Raw genomic sequence first — 17,668 nt, forward strand, 5'->3', positions numbered from 1 at the left:
GTGGTGTCTCCTCACAGGTCCTGGGTGGCGCCGTCTTCGAGGGCGAGTCGTTCGAGCTCGAGCAGGATCTTCTCCTCGACCAGTCCCGCGAGGCCGGTGACCGTGCGGGCGGTGAGGACGTCGTGCGGGGTCAGCGGCACGTCGAACGCCGCGCGGCAGCGGGACGTCACGAGCAGGCTGCGCATGGAGTCGCCGCCGAGTGCGAGGAAGTCGTCCTCGACGCCGACCCGGTCCACGCCCAGCACCTCGGCCCAGATCCCGGCCACGACCTCCTCGGTGTCGGTCGTCGGTGCGACGTACGGCGTGGCGGGCGCGGTGGCGGACGGCTCGGGCAACGCGGCCCGGTCGACCTTCCCGTTGGCGCTCAGCGGAAGCGCGTCGAGCAGGACGAACGCCGCGGGCACCATGTAGTCGGGCAGGGTCCGTCCCGCGAACGCCGCCAGCTCCGCCGGTTCCGGTGCCCGGGCGGGGTCGGCCGGCACCAGGTAGGCGACGAGCCGCTTGCCGCCGTGCGGGTCCTCGCGGACCACCACGACCAGCCCGCCCACGCCGGGGTGCCGTCCCAGCACCGCTTCGACCTCGCCGAGCTCGATGCGGAACCCGCGCAGCTTCACCTGGTCGTCGGCGCGGCCGGCGAACTCCAGCTCGCCGGTGGGCAGCCACCGCACGACGTCGCCGGTGCGGTACATCCGCTCCCCCGGTGTGCCGAACGGGCAGGCGACGAACCGGGAGGCGGTGAGGCCGGGCCGGTCGAGGTACCCGCGGGCCAGGCCGGCGCCCGCCAGGTACAGCTCGCCGGGCACGCCGATCGGCACCGGGCGCAGCCGGTCGTCCAGCACGTACGTGGCCATGCCGTCGAGCGCGGACCCGATGGGCACGGTGTCGGGTACCTGGCCGGTCATCCGGTACGAGGTGGCGAACGTCGTGGTCTCGGTCGGCCCGTACCCGTCGACCACCACCAGGCCGGGGCAGGCCGCCATCACCTGGCGGACCGCGGCGGCGGGCACGACGTCGCCACCGGTCCACACCTCGCGCACGCCCGCCAGGCAATCCGGCGAGTCCTGTGCCAGCACGCGGAACAGGCCCGCGGTGAGCCAGAGCGCCGTCACGCCGTGCGTGGTGATCAGCTCGCGCAACGAGGCCGCGTCGAGGTCCTCCGGCGGTGCGACGACCACCCGGCCGCCCCGCAGCAGCGGCACCCACAGCTCGTAGGTGGAGGCGTCGAACGCCAGCGGCGAGTGCACCAGCACGGTCCGGTGCGCCGGGCCGTCGAACCGGGAGTCGAGCGCCAGCGCCACCACGTCCCGGTGCCGCACCGCGACGCCCTTCGGCGTGCCGGTGGAGCCCGAGGTGAACTCCACGTAGGCGAGACCGTCCGGGTGCGCGGCCACCACTGGCCGGTCCGCCGACCCGCCGTCCGGGACCAGGACGTGGCCGTCGAACGGGACATCGGAGTCGGTGATCAGCACCCGGCTCCCGGCCTGCTCCAGCACCAGGCGTCGGCGTTCCTCCGGCGCCCTGCTGTCCAGCGGCAGGTACGCGCCGCCCGCCTTGAGCACGGCGAGCACCGAGACCACCACGTCGGCCGAGCGGCGCAGCAGCACCCCGACGCGTTCTTCCGGCCGCACGCCGAGCGAGATCAGCCGGTGTGCCAGCCGGTTCGCGCGGGCGTCCAGTTCGGCGTAGGTGAGCGACGTGCCGCCCGCGACCACGGCCACCGCGTCGGGGGTCCGGTCCGCCTGGGCGGCGAACACCTCGGCGACGGTCGCCTCCGCAATTCCGATCTCCGCCCGTTGCGGGAGGACGAGCCGCCGTTCGGCCTCGCCGAGGACGTCGACCTCGCCCACCGGCCGGCCGGCGTCCGTAGCCAGGCCGAGCACCGCGGCGGCGAGGTGGCCGCCGATGCGCTCGACCGTGGTGGCGTCGAACAGGGCCGGGTCGTAGCTGAGGCGGAACTCCAGCTCCCGGCCGGGACGGACGCCCAGGCTCAGCGGGTAGTTGGTCGTCTCCACGGCGTCCAGGTCCCGCACGGTGACCCCGTGGGACGCGGCCTCGTCGACCGGGTAGTTCTCGAACACCACGATGCTGGTGAACAACTCCGTGCCGCTCCACGCCTGCAGGTCCGCGAGCGCCACGTGCTCGAACCGCCGGGCCTCGGCCTGGTCCGCCTGCAGCCGCCGCAGCCACACCGCGACCGGCTCGTCCTGCGCGACCTCCGTCCGCACGGGCAGGGTGTTGATGAACATGCCGGTGATGGCGTCCGCGCCGGCCAGGTCGACCGGGCGGCCGGACACGGTGGAACCGAAGCAGACGTCGTCCTGCCCGCTGTAGCGCGAGAGCAGCAACGCCCACGCGCCCTGCACCACGGCGTTGAGCGTCACGCCGGTGCGCTGGGCGAACTCCCGCAGCGCGTCACCGGGCAGCGTCATCGTGGTCCACGCCGCCGAGCGCGTGGCGTGACCGGGTTCGGCCGGCCGGTCGAGCGGCAGCGGCGTGGGGGCGTCGAACCCGCGCAGAGCCTGCCGCCAGTGGGCTTCCGCCTCTGCCGGGTCCTGGGTGGACAGCCAGCGCAGGTAGTCGCCGAACGGGCGGCGGGACGGGAGCTCGGGCTCGCACCCGGCGGTGAAGGCCGCGTAACACGTGATCACGTCGTGGAGCACCTGGAACGTGCTCCACCCGTCGAGCAGCACGTGGTGGAACGTCCACCGGACCCGCACGGCCGTGTCCGACTCGCGCGCCAACGCCAGCCGCAGCAACGGCGCGGTGCCGAGGTCGAGCTCTCCGTCCTCCGGCAGCTCGACCTCGCGGCACACCACCTGCACCGGCCGGTCGACGCCCTCCCACACGACGCGGCTGCGCAGGATCGGCGTCCGCGCCACCACTTCGCGCCACGCGCGTGCCAGCGCGTCGACGTCCGTGACGCCGTCGAGGACGAACGAGATCCGTTCGGTGTACAGGCCTTCGTGGCCGTGCGACAGGCTGTGGAAGACCATTCCGGCCTGCATCGGCGTCAGCGGGTAGACGTCCTCGACGTCCCGGCCGTCGCCGACGATCCGGTCCACGGCGGCCTGGTCGAGTCCCGCCAACGGGAAGTCCGACGGTGTTCGTCCTCCCGCACCCGGTTCGGCGCAGTGCGTCACGATCTCCCGCAACGCCACCGTCATCGCCTCGGCCAGGGCCCGCACGGCCGACTCGTCGTGCACCTCGTCGCTGTAGTACCAGGTGAGCTGGAGCCGCCGGTCCTGCACGGCACCGACGACGTCGAGCAGGTGGTGCCGGGGCGTGTCGGGCGAGGCGTCGGCGCTCAGCCCGCCGATCGTGCGGAACGCCTTGCCGCCCGCCGCGCCGTCGAACTGCCCGAGGTAGTTGAACGCGACCGCGGGCTGCACACCGCCGTACCGTGCGCCGTGACCGATACCGCGCCTGGGTACCGCGCGCAGCCGTTCCTTGGTCGCCTTCAGCACCGCGCCCCAGTCCCCCGCCGGCACGTCGAGCGCCACCGGGAACACCGAGGTGAACCAGCCGACCGTGCGGGACAGGTCGACACCGTCGAGGAAGTCGCCGTCGCGGCCGTGGCCCTCCAGGTCGACCAGCACCCGGTCGCGTCCCGTCCACCCGGCGAGCACCCGTCCCAACGCGCTCAGCAGCACGTCGTTGACCTGCGTGCGGTACACGGCGGGCACGTCCTGCAACAGCGCCCTGGTCAGGTCGGCGTCCAGCTCCACCGTGACCCCGCGCACGGAACCGGTCGTGCCGGTGCCCTCCACGGGGTCGCCGGTCACGCCCGCCCAGTGGTCCGCCTCGTCGTCGAACCCTCCGCCGGCGGTGTGCTCGGCGAGCCGGTGCGCCCACTCGCGGAACGACGTGGTCTTGGCCGCGAGGACCACTTCCTCGCCGCGCAGGGCTTGCAGGTAGGCCGTCTCCAGGTCCTCCAGCAGCACCCGCCACGACACACCGTCGACGACCAGGTGGTGCACGGTGAGCTGGAGCGTGCGGGACGTGAGCCTCGCGCGCAGCAGCGGCCCGCGCCCCAGGGCGAATCCGCTGTCCACTTCGGACAGGACGTCGACGGGCTCCACCGGCGGGTTGTACTGCCGCCAGCCGGAGCCGCTGCGTTCGAACCGCATCCGCAGTGCGTCGTGGTGCTCCATCAGCCCCGCCAACGCCTTGCGCAACGCCACCGGGTCGACCTCGTCGGCGAACTCGACCTCGACGAACTGGTCGAAGTGCTCGGGGTGCGGCGGTTCGGTGTCGAGGAACCAGCGCTGGATCGGGGTCAGCGGGACCTCGCCGACCACCGGACCCTGCGGCACACCGGCCGCGGTCTCGGCAGCGGGCACGGCCGCCGCGAGCGCGGCCACCGTCGGATGGTTGAACAGGTCGCGCGGCGCCAGCCCGTACCCGGCCTGCCGCGCCCGCGACACGACCTGGATGCTGATGATCGAGTCACCGCCCAGCTGGAAGAAGTCGTCCTCGACGCCGACCCGGTCGAGTCCCAGCACCTGCGCCCAGATGTCCGCGAGCACGCGCTCGGTCTCCGTGCGCGGCTCGACGTGCCGGGCGCCGGTCGTCTCCCACTCCGGTGCCGGCAGCGCCTTGCGGTCGAGCTTCCCGTTGCCCGTCAACGGAAGCCGGTCGAGGTGCACGACCGTCGCGGGGACCATGTGGCCGGGCAGCGTCCGCGCCAGGAACGCGCGCAGGTCGGCGCCCTCACCACCGACGACGTAGCCGACGAGGACCTTGCGCCCGGCGTGGTCGCGGACATCGGCCACGGCGGCGGTCACGTCGTGGTGCGCTTCGAGCGCGGCCTCGATCTCACCGAGCTCGATCCGGAAGCCGCGGATCTTGACCTGGTGGTCGGCGCGGCCGAGGTAGTCGAGCCGGCCGTCCTTCCACCGCGCCAGGTCGCCCGTGCGGTACATGCGCGCTCCGGGTTCGCCGAACGGGTCGGCGACGAACCGGGACGCGGTCAGGCCGGGCCGGTTCAGGTAGCCGCGGGCCAGTCCGGCGCCCGCGACGTGCATCTCGCCGACGACGCCGGGCGGCACCGGCCGCAGGTCCTCGTCGAGCACGTACACGCGCAGGTCCGGGATGGGTTCGCCGACGGTGCCGTCGGCGGGCGTCCACGTCACGTGCACGGTGGTCTCGGTGATGCCGTACATGTTGATCAGCTCGCCCGGACCGTCCCACGAGGACAGTTTGCGGACGTCCAGCGCCTCGCCGCCGAAGATCACGTACCGCAGGCAGAGGTCGCGCGGCCGTTCGGCGATCAGCTGGTAGAACGCCGACGGCGTCTGGTTGAGCACCGTGACCCGTTCCCGCGCCAGCAGCCCGGCGAACTCGCGCGGCGAGCGCGACACCTCGTGCGGCACGACGACGAGCCGGCCGCCGTGCAGCAGCGGACCCCACAGCTCCCAGACGGAGAAGTCGAAGGCATAGCTGTGGAACAGGGTCCACACGTCGTCGGCACCGAACCCGAACCAGGCGTCGGTCGCCGAGAACAGCCGGGCCACGTTCGCGTGCGGCACGACGACGCCCTTGGGCTTGCCGGTGGAGCCGGAGGTGTAGATGACGTACGCGGGGTTTTCCGGCCGTAGCGGCACTTCCGGTGCCGTCGGCGGCAGTCCGGAGAGGTCCGGCAGCTCGGTCAGCACCACCACCGGGCGGGTGTCCTCGACCATGCCCGCGATCCGGTCCTCCGGGTACGACGGGTCGATCGGCAGGTAGGCCGCGCCGGACTTGAGCACGCCGAGCACCGCCACGACCAGGTCGATGGACCGGGGCAGCCGCAGCGCGACGTACTCCTCCGGCTCCGCACCTCGTCCGACCAGCAGGTGAGCCAGCCGGTTGGCGCGGGTGTCCAGTTCGGCGTAGGTGAGGTGCTCGCCCTCGCACGTGACCGCGACGGCGTCCGGGGTGCGCGCGGCCTGCTCGGCGAACAACTCCGGCAGGGTGCCGACCGGGAAGTCCCGGCCGGCGGGGTTCCACTCCACCAGCACCTGCTCGCGTTCGGCGTCGTCGAGCAACCGCAGTTCCCGCACCGGCCGCGCCGGGTCCGCCAGCACGTCGTCGAGCAGCATCCGCAGGTGCCGGCCGAGCCGCCGCACCGTGGCCTCGTCGAACAGCTCCGGGTCGTGGTCGAGCTCGACCACGAGCCGCGGTCCGGGCGACACCACGACCGTGAGCGCGTAGTTGGTGGGCTCGTGCGCGTGGACGTCGTGCAGCCGCAGGCCGTGCGCGGTCATGGCGTCCTCGTCGAACGGGTAGTTCTCGAAGACCACGATGCTGTCGAAGAGGTTCGCGCCGCCGGGCAGCGCGCTCCACCCGCGCAGCCGTGCCAGGGGCACGTGCTCGAACCGCCGCGCCTCCGCCTGGTCGGCCTGCAGCTCCCGCAGCCACGACAGCTGGTCCCGTTCGCGGTCGACGGCGACCCTGGTGGGCACGGTGTTGATGAACATGCCGACGGTCGACTCGACGCCGGGCAGATCGGCCGGGCGGCCGGACACGGTGGTGCCGAACACGACGTCGGACGTGCCGGCGTAGCGAGCCAGCAGCACCGCCCACGCGCCCTGCACGACGGTGCTGACGGTCAGTCCGCCGCGCTGGGCCACGTCGCGCAGCCGTTCGGTGCTCGCGGCGCTCAGCTCGAAGCGGACCGTGCCCCCGGACTGCGCCCGGTGCGCGTCGACCGGGCTGCGGTCGAACGGCAGCGGGGTGGTCTCGTCGAAGCCGTCGAGCACCTGCCGCCAGTACCGTTCGGCCTCGCCGCCGTCCTGCCGGTCGAGCCAGTGCAGGTACTCGCGGAACGGCGGCCGCGCCGCGGCGGGCCCGGAGGTGCCGCGCGTGATGGCGGCGTGGTGCTCGCAGACCTCGGTGAACAGCCGGGCGGCGCTCCACCCGTCGAGCAGGACGTGGTGGAACGTCCACAGCACCAGCACCTCGTCCTGCGCCAGCCGGGCGATCGCCACGCGCATCAGCGGCGCGGTGGTGAGGTCCATCCCGGCCGCGCGGTCGCTGTCCAGGAGCGCTCGCAGCCGCTCGTCCTCGTCGAGGCCGGTCCAGTCCAGGTGGGTGATCGGCAGGGTGACGTCGGGACGCACGAGCTGCAGTGGTTCCGCGAGCCCCTCCCACACGACCTCGCTGCGCAGCACGGCGTTGCGGTCCACGACCCGTTGCCAGGCCTCGCCCAGCGCCTGCGGGTCGGTCACGCCGGAGAGGCGGAAGCGGACCTGGTTGAAGTACGCGCCGGAGGTCGTGCCGTCGACCAGGCCGTGGAAGACCATGCCCGCCTGCATCGGCGTCAGCGGGTAGACGTCCTCGACGTCCCGGCCGTCCCCGGCGAGCCGGTCCACCGCGGCCTGGTCCAGACGTGCCAACGGGAAGTCCGACGGCGTGCGTCCACCGGAACCGGGCCGGGCGCAGTGGGCCACGACCTCCCGCAACGCCCCGGCCATCGCCTCGGCCAGGCGCAGCACGGTCTTGCGGTCGTGCACCCGGTCGCTGAAGTACCAGGTGAGGTCGAGGCAGCCGTGCTCGACCGCGCCGACGACGTCGAGCAGGTGCGGGCGCGGGGCGTCCGGTGCGGTGTCGAGCTCCAGGCTGCCGCGCACGGCGCGCAGCACGCCGCCCTCCACCGCGGACCAGTCGAGGCGGCCGAGGTGGTTGAAGCTGATCTGCGGCCCACGGGTCCCGGGCTCGTGCAGCAGCCCGTGGCCGATCCCCTTGCGCGGCACGGCGCGGAGCTGTTCCTTGACCGATTTGAGGACCTGGCCCCAGTCACCGCCCGGCACGTCCAGCGCGACCGGGAAGATCGAGGTGAACCAGCCGACCGTGCGGGAGAGGTCGACGCCGTTGAACAGTTCCTCGCGGCCGTGGCCCTCCAGGTCCACGAGCACCCGCGTGCGACCGGTCCAGTCGGCCAGCACCCGGCCGAGCGCGCTCAGCAGCACGTCGTTGACCTGCGTGCGGTACGCACCGGGCACGTCCTGCAGCAACGCCCTGGTGGTCTCGCGGTCGAGCCGGACCGAGACGGAGCGGGTGGACACGCCGGTGCCGGGGCCGTCGTGGTCGACGGGCAGGTCCGGGTCCACTGCCGAGGTGGCGGCCCAGTGGTCGCGTTCGTCGTCGAACCCGCCGTCGGCGACGAGCCGGGCGAGCCGGTGCGACCAGTCCCGGAACGACGTGGTCTTGGCGGCGAGCCGGACGGGCTCGCCGCGCGCGGCCAGGTCGTAGGCGGTGACGAGGTCCTCCAGCAGGACGCGCCACGACACACCGTCCACGACGAGGTGGTGAATCGTCAGGCGCAGCAAGGAGTTCTGCAGTTCGGCGTGCAGCAACGGGCCGGTCGCGAGGTCGAATCCCGCGCAGGGGCTCGTGGTGAGCAGCTCGGCCTGCTCGGCCGGGGCGTTGTGCTGCCGCCAGCCGGATCCCGTGCGCTCGAACCGCATCCGCAACGCGTCGTGGTGCTCCACCAGCGCGGCCAGCGCCGCGCGCAGGGCGTCGACGTCCACATCGGACGCCAGTTCCACCGTCAGCGTCTGGTTGAAGTGCTCGCTGTGGTCGGGGTTCGTGGCGAACAACCAGCGCTGCACGGGCGTGAGCGGTACGTCGCCCACCACCCGGTCCTGGTCGGCCTCGGCGGGTCCGGCGACGGCCGTCACCGCGGCGAGCGCCGCCACGGTGGGGTGCCGGAACACCTCTCCGGGGCTGAGCGCGAGACCGGCCTGCCGGGCACGGGACACCACCTGGATGCTGAGGATGGAGTCGCCGCCCAGCTCGAAGAAGTTGTCGGTGGCGCCCACGCGGTCGACGCCGAGCAGCTCCGCCCAGATCCCGGCCAGCACGGCCTCCGGTCCGGCGGCGGGCGCGACGTGCGCGGTGGTGGCGGCCCACACCGGGGCGGGCAGGGCGCGCCGGTCGACCTTGCCGCTCGCGTTGAGCGGCAAGGCTTCCACGACGACGAACGCGGACGGCACGAGGTAGTCCGGCAGCGTGCGGCCGAGGAACTCCCGCAGCGACGCCACGTCGGGCGCGGTGCCGGCCGCGGTCAGGTAGGCGACCAGGCGCTTGCGGCCGGTGTCGTCGGTGCGCACGACCGTGACCGACTGGGCGACGGCGGGGTGCGCGGCCAGGGCGGTGTCGACCTCGCCCGGTTCGACGCGGAACCCGCGGATCTTGACCTGGTCGTCGGTGCGGCCGACGAACTCCACCGTGCCGTCGACGCGCCACCGCACCAGATCACCGGTGCGGTACATCCGCTCCCCCGGCGCCCCGAACGGGTCGGCGACGAACCGCGACGCGGTGAGGCCCGGCCGACCGGCGTAGCCGCGCGCCAGGCCCGAACCGGCGAGGAACAGCTCGCCCGGCACACCGATCGGCGTGGGCTCCAGGGAGCCGTCCAGCACGCGCAGGCGCATCCCGTCCAGCGGGCGGCCGATGGGCACCACGTCCTCGACGGCGCCGGTCATGCGGTGCGAGGTGGCGAAGGTGGTGGTCTCGGTGGGGCCGTAGCCGTCGACCACGGCGATGCCGGGGCACGCGCGCAGCACCCGCCGGACGGCCGGTGCGGGCACGACGTCGCCGCCGGTCCACACCTCGCGCAGGCCGGTCAGGCACTCCGGCTCGTCCTGCGCGATCACCCGGAACAGGCCGGCGGTCAGCCACAGCGCGGTGAGGCCGTGCCCGGTGACGAGGTCGCGGAGCCGGTCGGCGTCCAGGTCGCCCGCCGGGGCGACCACGACGGTGCCACCGCTGAGCAACGGCACCCACACCTCGTAGGTGGTGGCGTCGAACGCGGGTGCGGAGTGCAGCAGGACCCGATCGTGCGCGCCGCCCCGGAACCTCCGGTCGCGTGCCAGGTCCGTCACGTCCCGGTGCCGCACGGCGACGCCCTTCGGCACGCCGGTGGACCCCGAGGTGTGCATGACGTACGCCAGCTGGTCCGGGTGCACCACGACGTCCGGTGCGGAGGACTCCCCCTCCTCGGTGCCCAGCACGACCACGTGACCGTCGTGCACCTCCCGCGCGGCCGCTAACCACATCTCGTCGGTGAGCACGACAGCGGCCCCGGTGCCCGCCAGCAGGACGGCCAGCCGCTCGGCGGGTGCCCTGGTGTCAAGCGGGACGTAGGCGCCACCCGCCTTGACCACGGCGAGCTCGGCGACCACGAGGTCGACTGAGCGGCCCACCAGCACCGCCACCGGTTCCTCGGCGCGCAGGCCGTGCCGCAGCAGGTGGTGCGCGAGGCGGTTGGCCCGCGCGTCCAGCTCGGCGTAGGTCAGCGACGTCCCGTCGGCGACCACGGCTTCGGCGTGCGGGGCGCGGCGGACCTGGTCGGCGAACAGCTCGGTGATCGTGGCCGGCGGGTCGTGCCGTTCGGTGTCGTTGAACGCTTCCAGCACCTGGTGGCGTTCCCGCGGTTCGAGCAGCGGCAGCTCGCCCAGCCTGACGCCGGGAGCGATGGCCCCCAGCAGAACCCTGAGGTGACCGGCCATCCGCTGGATCGTGGCGGCGTCCCAGAGGTCGGTGTTGTACTCGATGGACAGGTCGAGCCCGCCGTCGCGCGGCCAGAACTCCACCAGCAGCTCGAACCGCGCCCGCGGCCGGGGCAGGGGGTGTTCGGTGACGTCCAGCGCGTCGATGGTCCTGGGGCGCACCATCTCCTGTTGCAGCACGACGAGCGCCTGCACGAACGGCGTGCGGCTCGGGTCGCGGTCCGGGCGCAGTTCGTCGACGAGCCGGTCGAACGGGACCTCGTCGTGGGCGAAGGCGTCGAGCACGGTGTCCCGGACGTCGGCCAGGAACCGCTCGAACGGCACGTCCGGGTCCACTGTGGACCGCAGCACGAGGGTGTTGACGAAGAACCCGACGAGGTCGTCCAGCTCCGGCCGGCCGCGTCCGGCGGACGCCGTTCCCACCGCCACGTCACGCCGGCCGGTGTAGCGGGCCAGCAGCAGCTGCACGGCGGCCGCCAGCGAGGTGAACAGGGTCGTGCCGGCGTTCCTGCCGACCTCGGTCAGGTGCCGCACCAGCGGGTCCGGCAGGGTTTCGCGGTGCACGGCGCCGTTGGTGGTGCGCTGCGCGGGGCGGGGCCGGTCGGTGGGCAGGTCGAGGGGGTCGAGGCCGGCGAGGACGTGCCGCCAGTGGTCCAGCTCCGCCGTCACGGCGGGATCGTCGAGGCGGCGGTGCTGCCAGGCCGCGAAGTCGCCGTAGCGCACGGGAAGCGGCTCGAGGTCGGCGGTGGTTCTTCGCACGGCGGCCCGGTAGAGCTCCAGCAGGTCGTCGACCTGGATCCGGACCGACCAGCCGTCGGTGACGACGTGGTGCTGGTCGAGCAGCAGCACGTGGTCGTCGTCGGCGAGCCTGGCCAGCACGACGCGGACCAGTGGCCCGGTGCCGAGGTCGAACGGCGTGGTCAGCTCTTCCGCGCACAACCGGTCGAGCGCGTCTTCCTGTTCGGCGGCAGCGGAAAGGTCCTCCACGCGCAACGGCACGGTGGCCTGGGTGACGACCTGCACGCCCTGGCCGTCCACTTCGGCGAAGGTGGTGCGCATGGTCTCGTGCCGGGCGATCAGTCCGTCGATCGCCGACCGAAGGGCGTCCAGGTCGAGCGGGCCGCGCAGCCGCAGGGCGACGCCGGTGTTGTAGTCGGTGGCGGTGGGATCGAGCTCGTGCTGCAACCACAGCCGCCGTTGCGCCGGGGAGAGCGGCAGGACCTCGTCGGCGGGCAAGGGGGTGATGCGGTCGTCAGCCGTGATGGGCAGGCGGTCCGCGAGCAGGTCGGCGAGGCCGGCCACGGTCCTTGCGGCCATCAGGTCGCCGGTGGACAGCGGCACGTCCAGGGCGGTGCGCAGGCGTGACACGACGCGCAGCGCCTGGATCGAGTCGCCGCCCAGGGACAGGAAGTCGTCGTGCGCGCCGACCCGACCGGGGTCGAGGGCGAGCACCTCGGCCCACGCCCGTGCGACGGCCCGTTCGGCGGGGGTGCGCGGCGCGACGTGCTCGGCCTGCCGGTCGAGGCCCCAGTCCGGTGCGGGCAGCGCCTTGCGGTCGACCTTTCCGTTGGCGTTGAGCGGAAGGCCGTCCAGCGCCACGAACGCCGACGGCACCATGTAGTCGGGCAGCGAGCGCAGGAGTGCCGCGCGCAGTTCGTCGTCGGAGGGTGCGGTCGTGGACACCACGTACGCGACCAGGCGCTTGACCCCGTTGTGGTCCACCTGCGCCTGGACCGCGGCCTGCACGACATCAGCGTGCTTCGCCAGCACCGCCTCGACCTCCGCCGTCTCCACGCGGAAGCCGCGGATCTTGACCTGGTCGTCGGCGCGGCCGACGAAGTCGACGGTGCCCTCGGGCGTCCACCGGACCAGGTCACCGGTGCGGTACATGCGGTCGCCGGGCGCGCCGAACGGGTCGGCCAGGAAGCGGTCCGCGGTCAGGCCGGGACGGCGGAGGTACCCGCGCGCCAGACCGTCGCCCGCGATGAACAGCTCGCCGGTCTCCCCGTCGAGGACGACGTTCAGGTCCTCGTCCAGCACGTGCAGGCGCATGCCGTCCAACGCCGTGCCGATGGGCAGGACGTCCGGCACCGCGTCCAGGTCCGGCAGGGGGTGGCAGCTGGCGAACGTGGTGGTCTCCGTGGGGCCGTACACGTCGATGACCGTCGTTCCGGGGCACGCCCCCAGCACCCGCCGCACCGCCGCGGCGGGCACGACGTCACCACCGGTCCACACCTCGCGCACGCCCGCCAGGCAACCCGGGTCGTCCTGCGCCAGCACGCGGAACAGGCCGGAGGTGACGAAGAGCCCGGTGACGCCGTGCTCGGTGATCGCCTTCCGCAGCACCGGACCGTCCACGTCACCGGGAGGAGCGATCACGGCGGTGCCTCCGCTCAGCAGCGGCACCCACAGCTCGTAGGTCGACGCGTCGAACGCCATCGGCGAGTGGACGAGCACGCGGTCGTGCGCCCCACCACCGAACCTCTTGTCGCGCACCAGGTCCACCACGTCGCGGTGGCGTGCCGCCACACCCTTCGGCACGCCCGTGGACCCGGAGGTGAACACGACGTACGCCAGGTTCTCCGGCCGCACCAACGCTTCGGGTGCAGGGTCACCTTCGTCGTCCACCAGGAGCACGGGGCCGCCGTGGACCCGTTCCGCGACGCCCTTCCAGGTCTCGTCGGTCAGCAGCACCGACACACCGGCCTCGGCCAGCACGGTCACCATCCGCTCGTCGGGCGCACGCGCGTCGAGCGGCACGTACGCGCCACCGGCCTTGAGCACGGCGAGCACACCGGCCACGAGCCCGGCAGACCGCTCCACGAGCACGCCGACCGGCTGTTCGGGCCGGACCCCCAGGCGCAGCAGGGATCCCGCGAGCCGGTCCGAGCGCGCGTCCAGTTCCGCGTAGGTGAGCTCGCCGTCGTCGGTGAGCACCGCCACCGCGCCGGGGGTGCGCCGGACCTGCTCGGCGAACAGGCCGACGACGGTGTCCCGCTGTGCGGCCCGGAGAGGACCACCGGCCGGTGTGGTGGCGGGCACTGTGTCGTGGAGCGTCATCGCCGTCCAACCTCTTTTTGGGCGCGTTCCAGCGCCACGGGTACAGGGGAAGTGGGAGGGGGTGCGGAACCGCGGCGTCAGGCCACGTCGCGTTCGCGGTGGCGCCGGCCGGCGACCCTGCCGCCGATCTGGATCCGGTCGATCCGGCCGCTGCGGGGGTCGCGCAGGAAGCGGCCGGGACGACCGGCGGCGCCGTTGGCCAGGTCCGTCACGGAGAAGACGAACCCGTCGTGGACCGCGAGCCGCGCGGCCGGTTCGTCGTCGACGACCAGGTGCAGCTCGTCGCCTTCGACCACGACGGAGAACGCCGTGTCGCCGTTGACGTACGTGCCGGTGCACTCGCGCGGGATGGACGCGCTCGGCTCGGCGTCGATCGTCGCCTCGTCCTCGGTGAGGTCGATGCCCACCGCGCGCAGTTCCGGCAGCAGGTCGCGCCACAGGGCCGCGCCGGTGGACGAGTTGGCCGTCAGGGCCACGACCGTGCCGGTCCCGGGGTTCAGGCGCAGGTGGCAGGAGGTGCCGTCGGCAGTGCCGTCGTGCCCGAGCCAGCCCGTGCCGTGACCGCGGAAGAGGGCGAGGCCGAGACCCCAGCCGTCGGCGAGCCCGAACGGCTCCGCACCCGGCACCGGCCGGCACATCTCCGCGAGGTGTTCGGGGGTGACCAGACCGGGATCGATGCCGCCGTGGCGGGGGTCGAGGTGCATCTTCGCGAGCTCGACGAGGTCGGCGGCACTGGCGGCGAGCCCGCCGGCGGGTGCCTCGACCGGGGCGAGTTCCTGCTCGACCGGGCGCACGAGGCGCAGCGCGTGGTTGACGGTGTGACCGCTGGCGGTGGCGGCACTCCCCTGCTCCGCGAGGAACCCGAGGTCGATGCCGAGCGGTTTGAGCAGGATCGTGCGGACCGCTTCCGCCCACGTCATGCCTGTCGCCACCTCGATCAGACGGCCGATCAGGGCGTATCCGGTGTTGGAGTAGGAGAAACCGGCGCCCGGTGGTTGCACGACGTCCTGCACGGAGGCCGCCAGCGCCACCCGTCCGTCCGGCGGGGCGACGACCTCCGAGGGCAGGCCACCGGTGTGGCTGAGCAGGTGGCGGGCGGTGAGCACGTCGGCGTTGCCCCCGAGCGCCTGCCGCAGTTCGGGCAGGTACTGCACCACCGGCTCGTCCAGGTCGACGTCGCCGTCGGACACCAGCACCATCAGCAGCGTCGCGGTGAACGTCTTGGTGATGGACCCGATGGGCACCTTGCTGTCACGTCCGACGGCACGCCCGGAGCCGTGCCGTTCCTCACCGAACTCGAACTCCCGGACCTCGCCGTCCCGCCAGAGGACGAGCTGCGCGCCGGGCACGTGGTTGTCGAGTGCCGATCGTTCCAGCACCTCGCGTAAGTGCTTCACCATTTCCTCTCCACCGAACGTCCAGTTGTTCCGGTCGATCACCGCGACCTGCACCACAGGATGCGGCGACACATTCAGCCGCCGATAACCCCGGCGCACACTTCCGCTCACTCCACGGCCACATTCCGCACGAGCAAGAATGTTTCCCGGAGTTCGTCGTCAACCACCATCCATACAGTCGTCCAACGACCGTGTCAGCCCCGAGTTACGCAGTCCCAGAATTTGGTCAATGAAAAACACATCGGCGATCGATGATTACTGCGAAAGGTCACCACGAAACACCGTCATTCACCCGATCGCCATGTTTGACCAGCCCCGCGGGAGCCCGCCCCGCCAGGTCACCCCACACCACGAGATCAGCCGGTGACGTCCGCCGACATCTGTTCCCGCAGGCTACGGGGCCGCATGTCGGTCCACACGGAGTCGACGTAGTCCATGCACTCCTGCCGCGTCCCCTCCTTGCCCTCGCTGCGCCACCCGGCGGGAACCTCTTTGCCCGGAGGCCACAGCGAACGCTGCTCCTCGTCGTTGACCAGCACTTGATAGGCGTCGTCAGCCACAACTCTCTCCTTTGCCGATGGGCGAAGTGCAGACACAAAACGACGGCGGCGCGCTATCCAGCACCGCCGCCGCCAACATAACAGTGTCGATCGACCCCTGCACCACACACCGCCGAAAGGAGCATTTGATCACCGGCGAATGGACATCAAAAGAATGTATGTTTAGCGCACAGCCGACGGGGAACTGCCCGTTACCCGAGAGTCACTTACTTCTTCACAATTGCTCGCAAGACAACACGCACGACGAATCCCCGAGTCGTGCGACGCCGATCGGGGACCGAGGGGCCACGCGTCAGGGCAGCAGCACCTCGAAGAGCCGTCGCAGGGTACCGGCCAGCTCTTCCTCGTCGGCCGCCTCGAGGGCCGTGCTGCCGATCACCTTGCGCTGCAACCAGAAACCGGCGATCACCGACAACACCAGCGCGGCCCGGCCGGTGCCCCGGGTCTGCGGCGCCACGTCGTACACGTGCGCCTCGACGTGCTTCTCGATGCCCGCGCGCAGGATCTCGGCGGCCCGCTGGTTCGACGCCGACCGCAGCATCAGCAGGAACGGCGACAGGTCGTCGGCATCCGGTGCGGTGCGCCGGACGAGCGCCGCGGCGATGTCCCGCGCCAGCGTCGCCGGGTCGCCGGTGAGCACCGTGCGGTCGGTCATCGACACCTCGACGACCTCCGCGAACAGCCCTTCCTTGTTCCCGAAGTAGCGGTTCACGAGCATCGCGGACACCCCGGCCGCCTGCGCGATCTCCCGCACCCCGATCCCGTCGAAACCGTGCCGGGTGAACGCGTCGATGCCGGCCTGGAGGATCGCCGCTCGGGTCGCGGCCGCGTCCCGCCGACGTGCGGTTGCCATGTATACGAGTGTAGACGTACGGTAAGTCTACAACCGTATACATAGGAGAACGTCGTGGAACTGCACCTCGAAGGCAAGACAGCACTGGTCACGGGCTCGAGCTCGGGACTGGGCGAGGAGATCGCGCGACTGCTCGCGGCGGAAGGCGCGAACGTCGTCGTGCACGGTCGCGACGAGGCCCGCGCCAAAGCCGTCGCAGCGGACATCGGCGCCGTCGCGGTCGCGATCGGCGACCTCTCCACCGACGCGGGAGCGGACGCGGTCGCCGCTGCCGCAGGCGAGGTCGACGTGCTGGTGAACAACGCCGGCGGCTACGCGCACGAGGACTGGAGCACCTCGACGCCCGGCCAGTGGCGCGACATCTACGAGGCCAACGTGATCTCCGCGGTGCGGATGGTCCAACGGCTCGTCCCCGGCATGCGGGCCCGCGGCTGGGGCAGGGTGGTCCAGATCGGTGGTGGCCTCGGCTCGCAGCCGATCGCGGTCCAGCCCCACTACAGCGCGACCCTGGCCGCCAGGCACAACCTCGCGGTCTCGCTGGCCCGCGAGCTGAAGGGCAGCGGCGTCACCTCGAACGTGGTCTCCCCCGGCGCGATCCTGGTTCCGTCGGTCCGCGACTGGCTGACCACCCAGGCCCCGCTGAACGGCTGGGGCGAGTCGTGGGAGGAGGTCGAACGCAACGCCGTGCACGACCTGGTGCCCAACGACGTCAACCGGTTCGGCCGCCCGGAGGAGATCGCCGGCGCGGTGGCGTACCTGGTCAGCCCATACGCGGACTACGTCAGCGGCGCGACGATCCGAGTCGACGGCGGCAGCGTGAAGTCGGTGGTCTGAACCGTCGATTGGCACGACGATCGCCGGGTACACGCCCACCATGGCGACACACGACATGACTCCGGACGACGACCTGGGTTCCTACGCCCCACCGCAGGACACCGGCTCGCCCGATGCGGTCGAGACCGATCCCGCCGCCCTCAACAGCGCCGAGGACCTCGACGAGGACCGGCTCCGCCTCGACCCGCTCGAAGCGGGCATGGACCCGCCCGAGCGGTGGAGCGGTGTCGACAAGTACGGCATGACCCCGTACGAACAAGCACACCCCCGTCCGTTGGACGACCGGCTCGCCGAGGAACAACCCGACAGGATCGTCGCTCCCACGGAAGAGGACGAGGAGGTCCTGTCGGAGGCGTCCGGTCGCGGGCAGCTCGCGGACGAGCCGGGCGGTTCGATCGCCGGCACGGCCCGGACCCCTGACGAACCCGTCTGATCCGGCGACCGCTCACCTCCGCCGCCGACCCTGCGGCG

The 17,668-nt window shown here is 72.5% G+C and carries 6 protein-coding genes; 2 read left to right on the top strand and 4 right to left on the bottom strand.

What is annotated here, in order from left to right:
• Positions 1 to 11: 11 nt before the first annotated feature.
• The 4 genes from QSK25_RS20090 to QSK25_RS20105 form a co-directional block, all read right to left on the bottom strand.
• Positions 12 to 13,553 (bottom strand): non-ribosomal peptide synthetase, encoded by a 13,542-nt coding sequence (locus QSK25_RS20090; RefSeq protein ID WP_285640253.1) that lies wholly within the window; start codon positions 13,551 to 13,553, stop codon positions 12 to 14.
• 77 nt (positions 13,554 to 13,630) lie between these two features.
• Complete coding sequence (locus QSK25_RS20095; RefSeq protein ID WP_285640255.1) at positions 13,631 to 14,953, bottom strand: serine hydrolase domain-containing protein; 1,323 nt, start codon at positions 14,951 to 14,953, stop codon at positions 13,631 to 13,633.
• Between the two features lie 353 nt (positions 14,954 to 15,306).
• Complete coding sequence (locus tag QSK25_RS20100; protein WP_285640257.1) at positions 15,307 to 15,510, bottom strand: MbtH family protein; 204 nt, start codon at positions 15,508 to 15,510, stop codon at positions 15,307 to 15,309.
• A gap of 292 nt (positions 15,511 to 15,802) precedes the next feature.
• Positions 15,803 to 16,363 (bottom strand): TetR/AcrR family transcriptional regulator, encoded by a 561-nt coding sequence (locus QSK25_RS20105; RefSeq protein WP_285640258.1) that lies wholly within the window; start codon positions 16,361 to 16,363, stop codon positions 15,803 to 15,805.
• A 54-nt stretch (positions 16,364 to 16,417) separates the two neighbouring features.
• On the opposite strand from QSK25_RS20105, the gene QSK25_RS20110 reads away from it, so the two are divergent.
• Both QSK25_RS20110 and QSK25_RS20115 read left to right on the top strand, forming a co-directional pair.
• Positions 16,418 to 17,197, top strand: a complete 780-nt coding sequence (locus QSK25_RS20110) for an SDR family NAD(P)-dependent oxidoreductase (protein ID WP_285640259.1) — start codon at positions 16,418 to 16,420, stop codon at positions 17,195 to 17,197.
• A 40-nt stretch (positions 17,198 to 17,237) separates the two neighbouring features.
• Positions 17,238 to 17,630, top strand: a complete 393-nt coding sequence (locus QSK25_RS20115; protein ID WP_502881875.1) for a hypothetical protein — start codon at positions 17,238 to 17,240, stop codon at positions 17,628 to 17,630.
• Positions 17,631 to 17,668 lie beyond the last annotated feature (38 nt).

It is taken from the genome of Lentzea sp. NBRC 102530 (assembly GCF_030269365.1).
GTDB lineage: Bacteria > Actinomycetota > Actinomycetes > Mycobacteriales > Pseudonocardiaceae > Lentzea.